Here is an 18,657-nt window from a genome sequence, read left to right as displayed (position 1 = left end):
TTAGTCAATCACTATATTGACAATTCGATCAATAACTGCTATGCATTTTAAAATTTTATGATCTTTTGTAAATTTGATAATATTTTCGTTTTCTAGAGCTAATTTTATTAGAGTTTCTTTATCAGTTTGTTTTTCAACTTCAATTGTTGATCTTAGTTTTCCATTAACTTGTAAAGCAATAGTTACTGTGTTTTTAATGATTTTAGTTTCATCAAAACTAGGTCAAGTTTGTAAAGTTACACTAGTATTATGTCCTAATTTTTCTCATAATTCTTCAGCTAAATGTGGAGCAAATAAGCTTAACATTTTTACAAAACCTTCAATGTATGGTTTATAAACTGTAGTTAATTCTTCTTTATAGATTGCATTAACCAATACCATTAATTGACTAATTGCAGTATTAAATTTTAATTCTTGAAGCATTTGACCAACTTTTTTAACTACATCATTATAAACATAATCTAATTTGTGATTATTAGTATTACTAAATTCAACTTTATTAATCATTCTATAACAACGATTTAATCATTTTAAACTAGCATCTAGTCCATCAAAACTTCAAGGTAAACTAGCATCTAAAGGACCCATAAACATTTCATATAATCTTAAAGCATCAGCTCCATGAGAATCAATAACATCATCTGGATTAATTACATTTCCTCAAGATTTAGACATTTTTCTATTATCAGGACCTAATATCATTCCTTGATTAAATAAACGTTGGAATGGTTCACTAGTTGGTAATAATCCTAAATCATATAAAAAGTGAGTTCAAAATCTAGAATATAATAAATGACCAACAGCATGCTCTTGACCACCAATATATAGATCAACTGGAAGTCATTTTTCTAGTCTTTTTTTAGCTTCATCACTAGTTAAATCAATTAAATTATTTTTTGAATTAGCTAATATATAAGCAATAAAGTATCAACTAGAACCAGCTGATTGAGGCATAGTGTTAGTTTCTCTTCTATACTCTTTATCATTAATTTTTACATTAACTCAATCTTTAACATTAGCTAATGGGCTTTCACCAGTATTAGTTGGTTTTATATAATCTGTTTTTGGTAAAGTTACTGGTAGATCATCATCTTCAACTAAAATAATATTATTATCTTTATCATATAAAACTGGAAAAGGTTCACCATAAAATCTTTGTCTTGAAAATAATCAATCTCTTAATTTATAATTAACTTTTTTCTTACCTAAATTATTTTTTTCAACATATTCATGAATTACTTGTAAAGCTTGAACTCTATCAAGATCATTTAAAAAGTCAGAATTAATATGTATTCCTTCACCAACAAAAGCTTTAGACTCATCTTTTGTTTGAATTACAAATCTAATTGGTAAATTAAATTTAGTTGCAAAATCTCAATCTCTTTTATCATGAGCAGGAACAGCCATAATAGCTCCTGATCCATAATCATTTAACACATAATCACTAATTCAAATTTGAATTTGTTCAGAAGTTAAAGGATTAGTTGCATAAGTTCCTAAAAACACTCCAGTTTTAGTTCTAGATTCATCTTTTCTTTCAATTTCAGATTTATTAGCAGTTAAGTCAATATATTTTTTAACTTCTTCTAATTTTTCAGGTGCTGTTAGTTTTAAAACAAGTTCGTTTTCTGGAGCTAAAACAATATAAGTTGCTCCAAAAATAGTATCGGCTCTAGTTGTAAAAACTGGTATATTAATATCATTTGCTTTAAAGTTAATTTCACAACCTTCAGATTTACCAATTCAATTTCTTTGTAATTCTTTTACTGAATTTGGTCAATCTAATTGATCTAATCCATTTAAAAGTTTGTCAGCATAATCAGTAATTTTTAAAACTCACTGACGCATTTTTTTCTTAACAACAGGATGCTCTCCTCTTTCACTAACCATTAAACCATCTTTTTCAATAATTTCATCATTAGCTAAAACTGTTCCTAATTCTTGACATCAATTAACATCAATATCTCTATTTTCAGCTAAACCTTTTTTATAAAGTTGTTTAAAAATTCATTGAGTAACTTTATAGTAATCTGGATCAGCTGTATTTACTTCTTTATCATAATCATAACTAAATCCCATTTTATGAAGTTGGACTTTGAAGTTTTCGATATTTTTTAAAGTAAATTCTCTAGGATCATTTCCTGTTTTTAAAGCATATTGTTCAGCTGGTAAACCGAATGCATCTCATCCAATTGGGTGAAGTACATCATAACCTTGCATTCTTTTAAATCTACTATAAACATCAGTTGCTGTATATCCTTTAATATGACCAACATGTAAACCAGCTCCACTTGGATAAGGAAACATATCTAAAACATAAGCTTTTTTTTCACTATTATTAGTAGTTTTATAAACATTATTTTCTTTTCAATATTTTTGTCATTTTTTTTCAATAGCTTTATGTGAAAAATCCATACAAATACTCCTTTACCAAAATTAATCAACATTTATTTTTAAAAAATAATTTAAATAAGAATAAGAATAACTATTATTTAATTATATAAAAAAGAACAAAAAAAAGACACCAATTGGTGTCAAAATAATATCTATATGGTCGGAATAATTGGACTTGAACCAACGACCTCTCCGTTATCAGCGGAGTGCTCTAACCAGCTGAGCTATATTCCGAATAACAAAATAATCATATATTTTTTTTGTTATAAATTCAATATTTATCTTAAATTTTGTTTAAATATTAATTATTTTGTACTGATTCTTTTTTAATAGAATCAACTATAAATGTAGATTGTTTAGGATCTCTAGTTACAATTAGTGTGTATTTTTGATTATTAACTGTAGTTGTAACGACTTGAGAAGTAATTAGACCAGATTTTTCTTGTTTAGTTTCACCAAATTCAAACTTATTAAACTTGTCATCATTAAAATGTTTTTCTAAACCAACAGTAAAGTTTGGTTTTTTATTTAGATTATTAATAATGTTGTTTAACAATCCAGTAAATCATTTTAGACTATCTTGATTTTTATCTTTATCACCAGGTACTAATTTATTTGCAAAAAGATCAATTAACGATTTTGAATCTTTTTTCATTCCTTCATTAGTCAATCCTATAATTTCTTTAAATTTATTAGGATTTTCTAAAATAATTGAAAATATATTTTTCTCAACACTTTTTCCATTATTTCACTTGTATTCGTATTTGAAAATGCCTTTTATAAAGTCTTTTAAAGATTCAATTTTTAATCCATAACTATCATTTAATTCTTTTAGTTTTGAACTAGAACCATCTGAAGATGATAGTTCATTTAAAATTTCAGTTATTGATTTATTCATATAATAAGATCCAAAACTTGGTTCATTATCCATTTTAATAAAATCTGATAATTTAATACTAAATAAATTTTGAAGATTTAAATGAACATTACTTGGGAATATATTTCTCAGACTAACAGCTAGTTTTTTAAAGTATGGCAAAATAAACCCTAAAACAGCAGGTATTTGTATATTTAATTTCTTAGACAAGTTATCTATTATATTTTTATCTGTAATTGTTGCAATAGTATCAAAAGTTTGTTCAACATTTTTATCATATATATATTCAAAGAAATTTTCTCCAAGAATTGGAATTAAACTTTTAATACCTACTTTAACTAAAGAAAATGTTGGTTGCTTTTTAATAAAATCTTCTATTTTTTTAGAAATATCATCAAACTTAACAAAATTTTCTAATATTTTTTTAATAATTTCAACTGTTCCATTTGCATTTTTAAACAAAGCTTTTAACAAATCATCTGTAGTTATTTTTTTTAATATTAATGGTATATTTTCTATAATTTTGTCAAAATTATCATTAAGTATTGGTTTGTTAGATATAAACGCATCAATAATTAAATTTATTAAAGATACAAAAACATCAGCTAATCCTTTTTTTAAAAATACATCACTTTCAAAAAAGTTCTTAAGATCTATTTTTTCTATATAAGTTTTAGCAATACTAAAAATTGGATTATCAATCTTTAGATTTTGAAGTTTGATATTAGATAGAGATTCAAATAATATGGCAGTTAAAAAGGTTTGAAGACCATTTAATTTAATTTCTTTTAAAGTTTTATTTCCATTCCCATTAAATTCGAAAAATAAGCTTTTATATTCCTGTGATGTATTATTAGTCCCACCATTACCACTTGTTGAACCGCTATTAGTACTTTCATATTTATACTTGTTTTCTGTATATTTACCTGAAAATAAAATACCAAGAAATTGTCTTAGTCTATAAGCATTTTCTTTTTTATTTGCATTACCTAAATAATAATTCAAAGTATCTAATAAATATTTTAAATTTATAGTAGTTTTTGAATTAGAACCATTAGTAGAAGCGTTATTAAGACTGCTTATTTTTTTATTAGAAGTATTAGAACCATTATTGTTTAGTCCATATGTTTCTTTAATAAAATCAGTATTGCTTTTTTCTTTTTTAAAAATGTTGGTATCATTAATTTTAAAATCATTAGTTCTAGTTTCATCAAATAAACTAAATTGGTATTGTAATAATTGTAGTCCTCTAATTAAGCTGGCAGCCACGCTGATATATCTTTTGATATTATCGGGAATAATTGATTCTCCATTATTAGATAACTCTGAAGAACTAACTGAACTTGCTGAAATATCTATTTTTTTAATTTTTCTTATAAAAGTTTTTGAAGTATCTCATAATTTAACGTTCAAAGAATCTTCAGATTGTTTAATACTATTAGATATTAATTTATAATTTTTGTCTAAAAGACCATTAACACCATCTAAAATATTCAAAAGAGACAAATTCATTAGATCAGATAATTCAAAATCCTTATAAAGATTAATAGCATCAAATAATTCAATATCATTATTTAACTCTTTTAAAAATTTTTCATTAGTAAATATTGAATTTAAAAGTGTTGTTATTAAATCTTTACTTATCTTTAGATTATTTACAAAACTAGAAAATTTAGAATTAATATCTATGTTTTTTGCTAGATCAAGTAATCCTGAAAGTCCAGCACTACTAATGTTTTCTAAAATTAAAGAAATAGCACCACTAATTTGTTCACTAGTTGCCCCAAACAATGATTTTGGTAAAACTGAAGTTAGAAAATCAACATTACTTCCTTTAATACCATCTAAATTGACATTTTGATTATTTTTAATAGTTAAATTTTTTGAAAAATAAGTAGATAATGCATCATCAAAATCAGTTGTTAAAGTTATATTATCTTTATTTTCAGCATTTAACTTATATCTTTTTGCTTGTTCATTAAAGTTTTTATTATTAAAATAAGATTTTAAAAAATCAAAATTATATCCATAAGTATCAGCTAAAACTACTTGTTTTAAAAGAGTAGCTGAAGTAGTTTTAATATTATTTAAAGAATTATTTTTAAGAATAATTGTTGTATCTGTATTTGGTTTTATAGTTGTTGGAGTTGGATTTTTTTTACAAGCTAAAACTGTAGAAAATACACCAGTACTTACTAAAGTCAACGAACTAAAAATAGCAAGTATTTTTCTCATAAAAACCCCTTTTGATCTATAGCAATTATAAAAATTATAACATATTAAAAATATCTTATTTTTGTTACAACAAGCTTAACAAAATAGCATATAAGTTCTTTGACTATATTATTTTATCTTAAATAAAGAAAAAGCAACACAAAATGTGTTGCTCAGAGATTAACGTTTTGAGTATTGAGGTGCTCTACGTGCTCCACGTAGACCATATTTTTTACGTTCTTTAATACGAGCATCACGAGTTAATAACCCTTGATCTCTTAATAATTTTCTATAATCTTCACTAGCTTGAAGTAAAGCTCTAGCAATACCTAATCTAGTTGCTCCAGCTTGACCTGTAAATCCTCCACCAACAACTTTAACAAAAATATCAAAATCTTTTAAAGTGTTAGTTGCTACTAATGGTTGTTCTAAATCTTGAACTAAAGTAGCATAAGGAAAGAATTCTAATGCTGGTTTTTCATTTACTGTAATTAAACCTGAACCAGGAGTTAAAATAACTTGAGCAACTGAAGATTTTCTTCTTCCAGTTCCTCTATAAATAACTTTATCTTTAAACATTATTTAACATCTCCTTTTTTAGTTTGGATTTCTAAAACTTCAGGTTTTTGTGCAGCAAATGGGTGTTCTGAACCTTTAAATACATGTAAAGCTCTGTATTGGTTTGAACCTTGAACGTTTTTTGGAAGCATTAATCTAATAGCTCTTTCTAAAATCTTAGTAGGATCTAGTTCTCTTTGAACTGATACACTTCTTTTTTTCAATCCACCTGGGTGCATTGAGTGTTGATAGTAGAATTTATTAGATTCTTTTTTACCAGAAAAAATTGCTTTTTCAGCATTAATTACAATAACGTGATCTCCATTATTAATGTGTGGAGTGAAATCAACTTTGTGTTTTCCTCTTAATACAAGAGCAACTTGAGTTGCTAATCTACCCACAGTTTTATTTTCTGCATCAACAATGTATCATTTTTTATTAATGTCTTTTGCAGAAATCATTGTAGTTTGTTTCATTTTTGCTAACTTCCTTTAATTGACTTGTCCGGGGTCTTTAAAGTGTGATAAGCAATATATATTATATAGAAATGTCATAACCTTATCAACATAACACACTTTTAAAAAGATAAATATTTACATTTAAATTAATAATCAAATTCACTAACTTCATCTACAGTATCTAATATATTTTTATTAAACTTTGGTAGTTTATTTTTATCTAAATTTATGTTTTCTTTAAATCCAGTTGCATTAGTTACTTTATCAACTTTTCAAGAACTTAGATTCTGATCAAAACTTGTTGCATTAGAAAACATACCTTCCATATTTTCTACATTATCTGTATTTCAATTTGAAATATTTTGATTAAACATATATGCTTCTTTAAACATTTTAGACATATCAGTTACATTTTTTGTATTTCAATTATTTAGATTTTGGTTAAACTTAACTGCTGATCAAAACATTTTACTTGTATTTTTTAAACTAGTAATTTTTCAATTATTTAAATTCTGGTTAAAACTAAAAGCACCTTCAAACATAGATTCACTTGTTTGTAGTTTTTCTACATTTCAATTATTTAAATTTTGATTAAACTTTTTAGCATCTTTAAACATCTCACTTGCATCAATGATATTAGAAGTATTTCATTTATCTAAATTTTCTATTTTAATTGCATTTGATTCATAAAAAGCACTTTTAAGTGAAGTAATTTTTAATGGTAGATGCTTTGGTACTTTTATTGTTAAATTACTTATTTGATCTAAAATAATTTGATTAGTTAAATCATCTTTTTTATAACCTAATTGAATAACTTCAGTTTTATTATTGTTATAAATAGTTTCAACTTTATTTTTTAAAACTTTATCTAAATAAAAACTCACAACTTTTTTATTAACAATAAAATCTATTTTATTTTTATTACCAATATTATCTTCAACTAATAAATTATTCTTTTTATTAATATCTTTTAATTGTACATCCTTAATATTTAAATCATTTGCATAAATTTTTATTTGATCTAAAACATCATTATGTGAATGAAAAGTTGAAAAAGAACTTTTATAATCTTTAAAAATTTGGTTTAAATTATTAATATTTTTATTATCAGTTTTACTAGTACAACTAATAACAAATAAACTACTTATTGATAAACTTAAAAAACTAGTTAATTTTATTATTTTCATATTCCACCTATAAACACTTTACTAATTCAATTATTAAAAAACTATTTACTTTTAATTACACAGCACTTAATAATAACATAAAAAATTAAATATTAATACTCTATTTTAAAATTTGTTAACTAAAACTTAAACAAATAAAAATCTTGTCTATTAGACATGATTTTCTAAACATCAGTATCTTTTAAAGTTAATGTTGCATCAGTTTTATAAATTGAGTTAAAGCCAACTATTAAAGTAATTAAATAAATTCCACTAACTGCAAAAATAACTGCAAATGGTAATCAAATTGGAAAAATAATTGGAAGAACAAAAATAGGATATAATGACTTAATTGTTCAAACAAATATAAACCATCCACTAATAAATCCAACTACTAACATATTAGCAATTACTATAAAATACATTCCTAATATATTTTCTGTAATGTATTTATTTGAATATCCTAAAACTTTTAAAGTAGCAATGAACCTAATATTATCTGAAATGATTAATGAAGTAGTTAATAAAATAATTACAAATACAATCATTAATATTGTAATAATTGCTAAAACTAAAGCTAACATTACTAAATTAGATATTTGATCTAGTATTTGTTTTGTGATTTTAATTGGAGTAATTGTTTGAATTACACCTTCTCCAATTCCATCATAAATCATCTTATTTTCTAAATGCTGACCATTTAAACTAACAGGGTTATAATCAGCTATTTTTGAATAAGTTGAAACTATTGTATCTAAATTACCAATATCTTGACTTTTTGAATATTTATAATTAAAAATTGGAAATTGGTTATCAAATATTTGAAGAACTTTTTTTGCTACATTATGTTTTTTATGATTCTTATTATTAATAAATTCTTGAACAAATTGATCATAAGTATAATCAGTTAAAGATTTATCTAATGTATCATTTAAAACAACTTTAGCATCATTAGAAGCAAAAGTTTTATTTCATTGAGGTGCAAAAATATCAGATCATCATATATTTTTATTTTGTTTATAGTTTAAAATTTCTTGAGCATCATTTTCTTTAATTCAAGCAGTAGGTATGTTATATCCATTATGAACTCCAACTATTTTAAACTCTTTAATTTGATTTTTAGTTTTAAGTTGAATTTTATTATCTAAATAATCTTGATAATAACTAGTAACATCAGATAAACTAAATAAATCAAAGCCTAGTTTTAATTCACTACTATTAGTTTTTACTTTTAAATTATTAGTACTAATTTGAGAACGTTGAATAAAACTATCATAGTTTTTGTTTTGTTTCATAGATCAATCTGTTGATTTAAAACTAGTAGTTTTATTATTTTGAGTATGTAAAAGTTCATTTTGTAATACATTTAAACTAATAGTATCATTAGTTTTTAAATTTAGTCTTTTTGCAATAGTTTGATTAATTACTATACTATTAGTATCTAATTCAAATAACTTTTTAATTAAATCAGTTTTATTTTCATCATATAAATCAATATAATCGTGATTATTTTGTATTCCATAAATTTTAAATGAATGTTTATCATCTAATGTTTTTACATTTAATAAAGTTCCTAATTGTTCATATTCTTTATTAAAAGGAGCTAGATTAAACCCTAAAGTATAATCTTTATCACTATTATATGAAATCTTTAGATTTTGTTTTACAAAATAAGGAGCACGGGAATAAGCTGCTTGAATTAATGCTTGATCATCTCTTTTATAAAACATTACACTAAATCATAAAACAAGTTTAGCAACTATATCTTTTAGATCATTTTCATTATATTTTTTATTAATAAAATCAGAAGCTGAAATATCTAAAAACTTATCTGATTTAGAATCTAGTTTATTTCACTTATTATCTAGTATATGATATAAACCTAAACTAGATTTACTATTTGTTAGTTTAAATTGACTAGCTATGTTTTGTTTAAAAGTATTTTCAGATAAACTAGATTTACTTGTTGATAAAATATCATCATTTAAAACATCATCATAAGCTTTAATTCTTAGTTTGTTTTGATCTTTATTTGAATCATTAAATTTATTAATTCTTGAATCTTCACTATCTTTTAAATTAAAACTATTAATATAATTTCTATTAATTGCTAAACCAATACTATTAGTATAAGTAGCATAAAATTGTTGTAAATATTTAAATTGTTCTAATAAAGTTTGATCAGATTTAGTTTGTTTTAGATTTTCTAATAAATTAATATAATCAGGTCAATTTTTTAATAATAAAAAGTTAATTGAACTAGGTGCTGCTGATAGACTTGAAATGTATTTAAAATACTGTTTTGTTAAAGCAATATCTTGAGCTTGTAATAACTTAGTATTTGCTAAAGCTAATTGAATTGAATCTAATTCTTTTTTATCTTCTAAATTAATATCTAAACTATAATAAGCATTATTATAAGTTTGATTTAAATAATCTTTAATAATAGTTTGTAAATCATATTGATCATTTTTAGTAGGTAAAGATGTAGCTAAATACTTATTATTATTTTTAATTACATTATATGTATCATTTGATTTTTTATCTGGATTAAAAACTCTTATAAAAGAAAATGGGTTGTTATAAGTTGGTTGATTATATTCAACTACTTGGTTATATTTAACTCCATTATATGCATAAATCTTATTATTTTTTAACAGATTTGGTGAAACAAATGAAATTGTAAATAACATAGTAGCTATTAAAACAACAAATCCAACTCCAGTTAATTTTGATCCAGAACTAACTAATAAAGCTGCTCTTAGTTTGTGATTAAATTTTCTTTTACTTGAGATTTTTTTAATTAAACTACCTAGTTTTGAAATCTTTTTAGCATTTCTATTTTCTAATAGATTAATTGCTCCTTTTTTCATAATTAAATAAGCAATTAAAAAAGAAATTGCTGAAATAATTAATCACATAAAGATTAAATTATTTAAAAGTCCAATTCAATCAAAACTAAAAACACCATAATCTAAACTAAAGTAATTAGAAAATCTATTAATAATAATTACTGAAATTAAACAAGATAAAATATATCCTAAAATTCCACCAACTATACTTGTAAAAAAAGGCATCATCACATAGTTAAACACCATCTGACGCTTTTTATAACCAATCGCTCTCATTGTTCCAATCTGACCACGAGAGTTTAAAATTTGTTTTTTAGTAATTAAAAAAGTAGTATATAAAACAACACTAATTACAGCTAATAAAACTATAAGTGCATATATGTTATAAGCATTAATTGTTTTATCAATTACACTAGTTCTTGAATTAAATCTATAATTTGGATCTTCTAATTTATAAATTCATTTAGTATCTAATTTTTTATTAATTAGTTGATTAAAGTATTGATTCATTCATTCAACTATTTCATCACTAATATCATTATTTGTTTGTAGTGAATAAAAAGATTCTCATTCATTATTAGAACTTACAACTAATTTTGCACTAGTTGAATCATAACGATAAAATCCATCATTTTGTTTAATTAATCCAAATCTTAATGGATCAACATAAACAATTCCTTCACTTAAACGGTTTGGAATTGGTGAATAAGAATTAATTGTTGGGAAAATAAAATCAGCAGAATTTGCAAAACCAACTACTTGATATCAATCAAAACTTCCTGCATATTTAATCTGATAAACACCATTACTATCAGTTAAACCTTGCTTTGTAATTTTATTAATATCTTCAAATTGTTGTTTTGTTGTAGTTTTATTTTCAAGTGAATTAACTAATAATTGATCTCCTAAAACATCTTTTTGAAATCTAATAATATCATTGATTTTAATATTATGTTTTTTTGCATAAATTGGATCAATTACAACTTCTTTTTCTGATCTAATATCTCTACCTTTACTAATTACTAGTTGATCTACTTTATTATTAGTTAGATATTGTTTAGAAACAGCTTTTAAAGTTTGTAAATTATTTAAAGATTTAACTTGTTTAAATTCGCGTGATTCAGTTCTAGATCAATCAAATTTAAAACTATATCTAGAATACAACTTATCATTTAAACGATTAATGTATTGTTGTTGAGCTTGGATCTGGTTATTAGAAGTAGTTAGACTATTTGGTAAACTTTCATAAGGATCTAATTTTAAAACTAGATTATGTTGATTTGAATTAGTAATTAGATCATCATATTTATCTAAAACTCTTGAGTTAATTGCAGAAATTAAAGACATAATTAAACTCATAATCATTACTAATAAAACTAAACCAAATAATTGTGATTTATATTTAAAAGAATTTTTTAAAGAGTTTTTTAAAATTAATCCTAGTCATCTATTTTTTTTATACCTAGTTTTCATAATTATTCTTTCTAGTTTGTTTTTCTAATAACACACTTATTTTTATTATATCAATATAGTAAAAAAACACCATTTTTGTTACAACTAACAAATTAGGTGATTTAAATTTTATTAAATTCTATTTTTTCTAACACTAATCCTTTAGCATCAATTATAAAAGGAGTTTTTTTACCAATTCCTTGTAACATTAAAACTAAAGTATCAATTGTGATTTTGTGATTTAAATAAGCATTTAAACAATTTGCAATAATGATTCTAATTTGATATCTAATAAAACCAGTAGCTTTAAATTGAATCACAACTTTATTATTAATTCTTAAAACTTTAATATCATCAATACTTCTTTTTGTTTGATATTGATCTATTTCATTTTCTTTTAATCCAGAAAATAATTTAAATTCATGAAAACCTATAAAAAGGTTAAAAATATTTTGTAGCTTTATAATATCTATTTTTTGATGAGTTCAAAAATATTCATACCTATTAGTAAAAATATCAAATTTATCATCATTAATATAATAGTTATAAATCTTATATTTAACTTCTCTTATATTAAAATCTGGATCAACAAATTTAGCATCTAAAATTCTAATATCACTAGGTAAAGCTTTATTAATTGCTTTAATAAATTTTTCTAAAATAGGAGTAAAGTAAATAATTAATAATACTTTTTGATCTAAAGCATGTACATTAGCATCAGTTTTGCTTGCTCCAATTGTTTTAAATTCTTTAGTTTTAATAACTTTTTTAATAGCCTTATTTAAAGTAGTTTGTATACTTATTGAATTAGTTTGATTAATTCATCCATGATAATTACTACCATCATAACATAAAGTTAGTAATATACCTGTTTTCATTTTAATATGCTACTAGTGAATCAACATGACTAATATGTCAATTAGTAAATATACCACTTGGATTTGAACCATAAACCATCATAAATATAGCTAAACCAATACCTAAAATAAATAATATTACATCAGCAGTTCGTAGTTTAAATTGTACAAATCTAGTTCTTGAAGCATTTGGATCATAACCTCTAGCATCCATTGCATAAGCTAGATCTTCAGCTTTTTGAAATGATGAAACTAATAAAGGAATAATTAGTGAGGTTAAACTTTTAACTTTATCTTTAAACTTACCGTTTTTAATATCAATTCCTCTACTTGCTTGAGCTTTCATAATTCTTCCAGCTTCATCAATTAAAGTTGGAATCATACGTAAAGCAATTGAAATAATCATTGAAAGTATATAAACTGGGGCTTTTATTAATCTTAATGGTGTTAATAAATCTTCAATAGCTAAAGTAAGTTGTAATGAAGGAGTTGTTCCTGTTAGTATACAAGTTAAAGTAATCATTAAATAAATTCTCATACCCATTACTAAAGCACTATATAAAGCTTTTTCACTAAATCAAAAGACTTTTCAATTAAAGAAGTATCCTATAGGTTGTAAGTTTTTTATTCCACCATGTATTGTTTGATTTATTTTATTAACAGCATCAACATCTAATTGACCTACAATTGCTTGATTAGTTTTATTTCAAAAAATTTGATTTGGATGAGTTTTTATTCATTCTGTAATTTGTTCAACAGCATTATTTGAAGGATGAATAAAGAAAAAGTTCATTATTACAATAATTGCAAAAATAAAAGTAACAGGAATAAATAATCTAGCTAACATTTTAAAGCTTAATTGACTTAAAGCAAAAAGACCAATAATAATTCCACTAATTATTAAATATCCAGTAAGACCAATAGGGAAAAATACAGAAACAATTAAAACTATAATCATAAATAGTTTTAATCTTGGATCCATTTTATGTATTAATGAATTTTTAGGAATATATCTACCAAAAGTAATTCTCATATTAGTCCTTTCTATTTTAAAACTTTAGCTAATTCATCAGCAAAGTCTTCAATAGTTCTGATCTTTTTATTTAATAAGTCAATACCTTTATTTTTTAACTTGTACATTAGTTGATAAAGTTTAGGGGGATCAATTTCTATTTTTGTTAATAACTCCATATTTGAAAATATTTCAAAAGGAGTACCTATAGCAATTACTTTTCCTTCATGCATAACAATTACTTCATCAGCAATTCTTAATACTTGATCCATATTATGAGTAACCATAATAATACGTTTTTTATATTCTTTATTTAATCTTTCAAATAAATTAATAAAGTCTTCTTCTCCTTTAGGATCTAATCCTCCAGTTGGTTCATCTAAAACTAAAGTATTACCATCCATAGCAATAATTCCAGCTAAAGCAACACGTCTTTTTTGACCTCCAGATAATTCAAAAGGAGAGCGTTTTACATAATCTTCAGGTAATTGCACTAGTTTTAAAAGTTCAGGAACTTTTTTATATGCATCATGTTTATTTTCACCTAAATTAACTGGACCAAAAGCAATATCTTTTTCAATAGTTTCTTGAAATAATTGATATTCAGGAAATTGGAAAACTAAACCAATTTCTTTTCTTAAACGTTTAACTTCTTTAATTTTTTTAGTGTTTGCTGGAATAGAATAATCTCCAACAATAGTTTGACCAGTTTCAGAAATAATTAATCCATTTGTTAATTGAATCATTGTTGATTTTCCAGAACCAGTAGTACCTATTACACAAGTAACTTTATTTTTTTTAAATGTTAAACTAGTATTATTTAAAGCTCTAAATTCAAAAGGGGTTTTTTTAGCATATGTATATGAGACATTATCTAAAATAATGTCTTTTGAAAAATCTATATTTTCTAAATTTTTATTAGTTTTTTTATCTACTTTTTGCATATTTGTTCTACCAGTTCATCTATATTTTGCGTACTTGCTATTTTAATCCCTTTTTTTTCTAATTCTTCTCTAACCAAACCAACAAAAGGAACATCTAGTTGAATGTTTCTTAAAAACTCTTTATCTTCAACTATATCTAAAGGCTTAGCTACTCTTACTAGTTTACCGTGATCTAGAACTATTACTTTATCAGCATTTAAAATTTCATCCATATCATGAGTAATAGATAAAATAGTTTTAGTTCTAGTTTCTCTTAGTTGAACCATAATTTCTTTAATTTCTCTTTTTCCTTTTGGATCTAACATACTAGTTGCTTCATCAAAAATCATAATATCTGGATCTAAAGCTAAAGTTGAAGCAATAGCAACTCTTTGTTTTTGTCCACCACTTAAGTTTAATGGTTCTTTTTTTAAAGCTCATTCCATACCAACTTTTTTAGCTGAATCTAAAATAATATCTGGCATTTTTTTAGGATCAATTCTTTTATTTTCTAATCCAAAAGCAATATCAGCTTCAACAGTTGAACCAATAAACTGATTATCTGGATTTTGAAAAACTATTCCTAAAAATTTTCTAGCTTGTTCAATGTTATGTTCATCAACAACATTTCCAAAGATTTTAATTTCACCTTGTTGAGCATTTAAAACACCAATTAGAATTTTAGAAATAGTTGATTTACCAGAACCATTATGACCAATAATAGTTACATATTCACCTTTATTAATAGTAAATGAAACATCATCAATCGCATTAGGAAACTCAGGACCATATTTAAAAAATAAATGGTTAATTTCAATAGCAATATCTGAAAGTTTTTTAAGTTTAATACTTTTTCCTTGACCATTAATAACTTCTTTTAGTTGTAATAGCATGTTTTTTGCAATTTCAACTTCAGTTTTTGCTTTATTAATATCATCTTGATTGTTTGTAGATTTAATTTTTTTATATAAGCTTTCAGCTAGTTTTACGTTTTGTTTAAAAAGTTTAGTAGTTGCTGATAATTTTTTAATTTCGTTTTTAACTTGACTTTGTTGTTTTCTAATGTTTTGTTTTTCTAGTTTATCAATAGTATCTTGGCGAATTAAGTTAATATATTGGTTGTTTAAATCGTTTAATTTAACAAAATAATTATTAAGAGAATTAATAGTTGCTTCTAGATCATCTTGAGATATTTTTTTAGAATTAAACTCTTCAAAAACTGCTAAATTATCCATTTAAAAGCCCCGCTTCTATTTGTTCATTATAATAATTATAAATTAAAAAGTATTTAAAAAAATAATAGAAATAAAAAAATAAGGTGCAATGACCTTATTAATTTGAGACTAGATTAATTTAATGATAACCATAGGTGCATTATCACCTTTACGGTTGTCTAATTTTAAAATACTTGTGTAACCACCATTTCGATTTTCATATTTTTTAGCTAATTTATTGAACAATTTTTGTAATGCTGTTTCTTTTTTATCAGCATCAATATCTCTTAATCAACTAGCAGCTTGACGTCTTGAATGTAAGTCACCGCGTTTAGCTAATGTAATCATATGATCCAAATGTCTTCTTAATTCTTTTGCTCTTGTTTGAGTAACTTCTAAACTTTCATTAATGATTAATTCAGTAGTTAAATTACGCATTAAAGAAGTTCTTCAAGCAGTATTTTGGCCACGTTTTTGAATGTATGACATAAGTTTTTACCTCCTATTATTATGATTGTCTGAATGCTAATCCTAATGAAGCAACTTTATCTTTGATTTCTTTTAATGACTTACGACCTAGATTTCTAATTGAACCTATTTCATCTTCATTTTTAGTAACTAATTCTCTTAATGTGTTTATTCCAGCACGTTTTAAGCAATTTAAACTTCTTTGAGTAAAATCTAATTCTTCAACAGTTCTATCTAATTCTTTATCATCAGTTTGGTTAGTTCCAATAACTTCTAACACACTAATTTCACGATTTAAATCAATAAAGAATTCTAAATGAGCAACTAGAATTCTTGAAGCAATACTAATAGCTTCAATTGCAGTAATTGAACCATCAGTTGTTACTTCTAATTCTAATTTTTCAAGATCAATAGCTCTTCCAATTTTTGCTGAATCAACATTATATGCAACTTTTATAATTGGTGAATAGTTTGAATCAATTGTGATCATTCCTGGTTCAATATTTTTTTCATTTTTATTATCTTTAAATGTTTTATAACCACGTGAATTTTTAGCATATAATACTAAATCTAAAACTCCACCTTCACTAATAGTTGCTATTAATAAATCTTTATTTAAAACTTCTACACCAGCAGGTACATCTAAATCACCAGCATAAACTGGTCCTTGGATATCTGAACGAATTCTTAGTTGTACTACTTCATCATCACTATACATAGAAGTATCAATTTTTAAAACCAATTGCTTAATATTTAAAATAATTTTTGTAACGTTTTCAATAATTCCTGGAATTGAAGTAAATTCATGAGTTGCCCCAGCAATTTTTATCGCATAAACACTTGCTCCGGGAGTTGCTGCTAATAAAGTTCTTCTAATTGCATTACCTAAAGTTGTACCAAATCCTCTTTCTAAAGGCGATACACTAAATTTTCCGTAATTTTTATCTTGTCCTTCTTTTAAAAGAATAAATTCTGGTCTCACAAATTGTTTCATAAATTAACCTCTTGGGCGTTTTCTTGGACGCACTCCGTTATGTGGAATTGGTGTAGTGTCTTTAATTGATGTAATTTCTAAACCAGCCATTTGTAATGCTCTAATTGCAGCATCACGTCCTGGTCCAGGCCCTTTAACTTCAACAGATACAGTTTTAACACCGTTATCCATAGCACCTTTAGCAGCAGCTTCAGAAATTAATTGAGCTGCATAAGGTGTAGATTTCTTAGAACCTTTAAATCCTATTGCTCCCGCACTAGATCAAGAAAGAACGTTTCCTTTTTCATCACTAACTGTAACAATTGTGTTGTTAAAAGTAGAATGAATATGTGCAATGCCTTTAGGAATATTTTTCTTAATTTTTTTCTTAGCTTGTGGTTTTGGATTTGCCATGATTTTTTCCTCTTCTTTCTACTTTCTATTTTTTCTTATTAGCTACAGTTTTTCTTGGACCTTTAACAGTTCTTGCGTTAGTTTTTGAAGATTGTCCTCTAACAGGTAACCCTTTACGGTGTCTTAGTCCTCTGTAACTTCCAATTTCCATTAAACGTTTAATGTTTAATGATACTTCTCTACGTAATTCTCCTTCAGTTTTGTATTTTGAGATTTCCATAGAAATATTTTTAATTTGTTCTTCTGTTAAATCTTTTACTCTAATATCTTCAGAAATGTTTAATGTTTTTAAAACACTTTGAGCAGTTGGTAGCCCTATTCCATAAATATATGTTAAAGAAACAACAACTCTTTTATTATTTGGGATTTCTACTCCACTAATACGAGCCATATTCTAGGTATCCTTTCTAATTATTAATTAAACTCTTAACCTTGTCTTTGCTTGTGTTTTGGAGTAACACAAATGATCATTACACGGCCTTTACGTCTAATTACACGGCATTTGTCACAAATTTGCTTGACTGATGATCTAACTTTCATCTTTAAAACCTCCGTATTTTTTAAAAAAACAATATTAAAAAATTAAATTGTTTTTATAATTACTTATTAATTTTTCTATAAGTAATTCTTCCACGTGTCATATCATATGGTGAAATTACAATAGTTACTTTATCTCCAGGTAAAATGCGGATGTAATGCATGCGGATTTTACCTGACACGTGGGCATTAATAACTACTCCATTTTCTAATTTCACTTTAAATTGGGCATTAGGTAATACTTCAACAACAGTGCCTTCGAATTCCATTTCTGTTTCTTTAGCCATC

General features: G+C 24.5%; 16 protein-coding genes and 1 tRNA gene. All 17 read right to left on the bottom strand.

Annotated features, from left to right (window positions below):
• The 17 genes from leuS to infA all read right to left on the bottom strand — a co-directional run bounded on the left by leuS (window position 1) and on the right by infA (window position 18,656).
• Entirely contained in the window at window positions 1–2,415 is a 2,415-nt protein-coding gene (gene leuS, locus D500_RS01250) for a leucine--tRNA ligase (RefSeq protein WP_008362434.1), read from the bottom strand.
• 136 nt (window positions 2,416–2,551) lie between these two features.
• Window positions 2,552–2,628: transfer RNA gene (locus tag D500_RS01245), tRNA-Ile, on the bottom strand.
• A 67-nt stretch (window positions 2,629–2,695) separates the two neighbouring features.
• Window positions 2,696–5,506 (bottom strand): MOLPALP family lipoprotein, encoded by a 2,811-nt coding sequence (locus D500_RS01240; protein ID WP_008362445.1) that lies wholly within the window; start codon window positions 5,504–5,506, stop codon window positions 2,696–2,698.
• 159 nt (window positions 5,507–5,665) lie between these two features.
• Complete coding sequence (gene rpsI / locus D500_RS01235; RefSeq protein WP_008362449.1) at window positions 5,666–6,064, bottom strand: 30S ribosomal protein S9; 399 nt, start codon at window positions 6,062–6,064, stop codon at window positions 5,666–5,668.
• On the bottom strand, window positions 6,064–6,519 hold the full coding sequence (gene rplM / locus D500_RS01230) for a 50S ribosomal protein L13 (RefSeq protein ID WP_008362451.1): 456 nt from the start codon (window positions 6,517–6,519) through the stop codon (window positions 6,064–6,066). The genes rpsI and rplM overlap by 1 nt, the downstream gene beginning before the upstream one ends.
• Window positions 6,520–6,647: 128 nt before the next feature.
• Window positions 6,648–7,688, bottom strand: coding sequence for a BspA family leucine-rich repeat surface protein (locus D500_RS01225; protein ID WP_008362452.1), 1,041 nt, complete (start codon window positions 7,686–7,688; stop codon window positions 6,648–6,650).
• Between the two features lie 164 nt (window positions 7,689–7,852).
• Window positions 7,853–11,992, bottom strand: a complete 4,140-nt coding sequence (locus tag D500_RS01220; protein ID WP_008362453.1) for an ABC transporter permease — start codon at window positions 11,990–11,992, stop codon at window positions 7,853–7,855.
• 101 nt (window positions 11,993–12,093) lie between these two features.
• Window positions 12,094–12,849 (bottom strand): tRNA pseudouridine synthase A, encoded by a 756-nt coding sequence (locus D500_RS01215; RefSeq protein WP_008362454.1) that lies wholly within the window; start codon window positions 12,847–12,849, stop codon window positions 12,094–12,096.
• Between the two features lies 1 nt (window position 12,850).
• Window positions 12,851–13,861 (bottom strand): energy-coupling factor transporter transmembrane component T family protein, encoded by a 1,011-nt coding sequence (locus D500_RS01210; RefSeq protein ID WP_008362463.1) that lies wholly within the window; start codon window positions 13,859–13,861, stop codon window positions 12,851–12,853.
• 11 nt (window positions 13,862–13,872) lie between these two features.
• Window positions 13,873–14,784: an energy-coupling factor transporter ATPase gene (locus D500_RS01205; RefSeq protein WP_008362465.1), complete on the bottom strand. Its 912-nt coding sequence runs from the start codon at window positions 14,782–14,784 to the stop codon at window positions 13,873–13,875.
• Window positions 14,772–15,998: an energy-coupling factor transporter ATPase gene (locus D500_RS01200; protein WP_008362467.1), complete on the bottom strand. Its 1,227-nt coding sequence runs from the start codon at window positions 15,996–15,998 to the stop codon at window positions 14,772–14,774. The genes D500_RS01205 and D500_RS01200 overlap by 13 nt, the downstream gene beginning before the upstream one ends.
• Window positions 15,999–16,106: 108 nt before the next feature.
• Complete coding sequence (gene rplQ / locus D500_RS01195; protein ID WP_008362469.1) at window positions 16,107–16,466, bottom strand: 50S ribosomal protein L17; 360 nt, start codon at window positions 16,464–16,466, stop codon at window positions 16,107–16,109.
• A 19-nt stretch (window positions 16,467–16,485) separates the two neighbouring features.
• A complete protein-coding gene (locus tag D500_RS01190; protein ID WP_008362471.1) occupies window positions 16,486–17,439 on the bottom strand; it encodes a DNA-directed RNA polymerase subunit alpha in 954 nt (317 codons plus the stop codon).
• A gap of 3 nt (window positions 17,440–17,442) precedes the next feature.
• A complete protein-coding gene (gene rpsK / locus D500_RS01185) occupies window positions 17,443–17,832 on the bottom strand; it encodes a 30S ribosomal protein S11 (protein ID WP_008362476.1) in 390 nt (129 codons plus the stop codon).
• Between the two features lie 25 nt (window positions 17,833–17,857).
• The gene (rpsM, locus tag D500_RS01180) at window positions 17,858–18,223 is read right to left on the bottom strand and encodes a 30S ribosomal protein S13 (RefSeq protein ID WP_008362477.1); all 366 of its coding nucleotides are present in this window, start codon (window positions 18,221–18,223) and stop codon (window positions 17,858–17,860) included.
• Window positions 18,224–18,258: 35 nt separating this feature from the next.
• The gene (gene rpmJ / locus D500_RS01175; RefSeq protein ID WP_004429078.1) at window positions 18,259–18,372 is read right to left on the bottom strand and encodes a 50S ribosomal protein L36; all 114 of its coding nucleotides are present in this window, start codon (window positions 18,370–18,372) and stop codon (window positions 18,259–18,261) included.
• Window positions 18,373–18,431: 59 nt separating this feature from the next.
• A complete protein-coding gene (gene infA / locus D500_RS01170) occupies window positions 18,432–18,656 on the bottom strand; it encodes a translation initiation factor IF-1 (protein ID WP_008362489.1) in 225 nt (74 codons plus the stop codon).
• Between the last annotated feature and the right edge of the window lies 1 nt (window position 18,657).

The organism is Mycoplasma feriruminatoris (assembly GCF_000327395.2).
Classification (GTDB): Bacteria; Bacillota_I; Bacilli_A; order Mycoplasmatales; family Mycoplasmataceae; genus Mycoplasma; species Mycoplasma feriruminatoris.
This window is presented reverse-complemented; position numbering and strand designations above follow the sequence as displayed.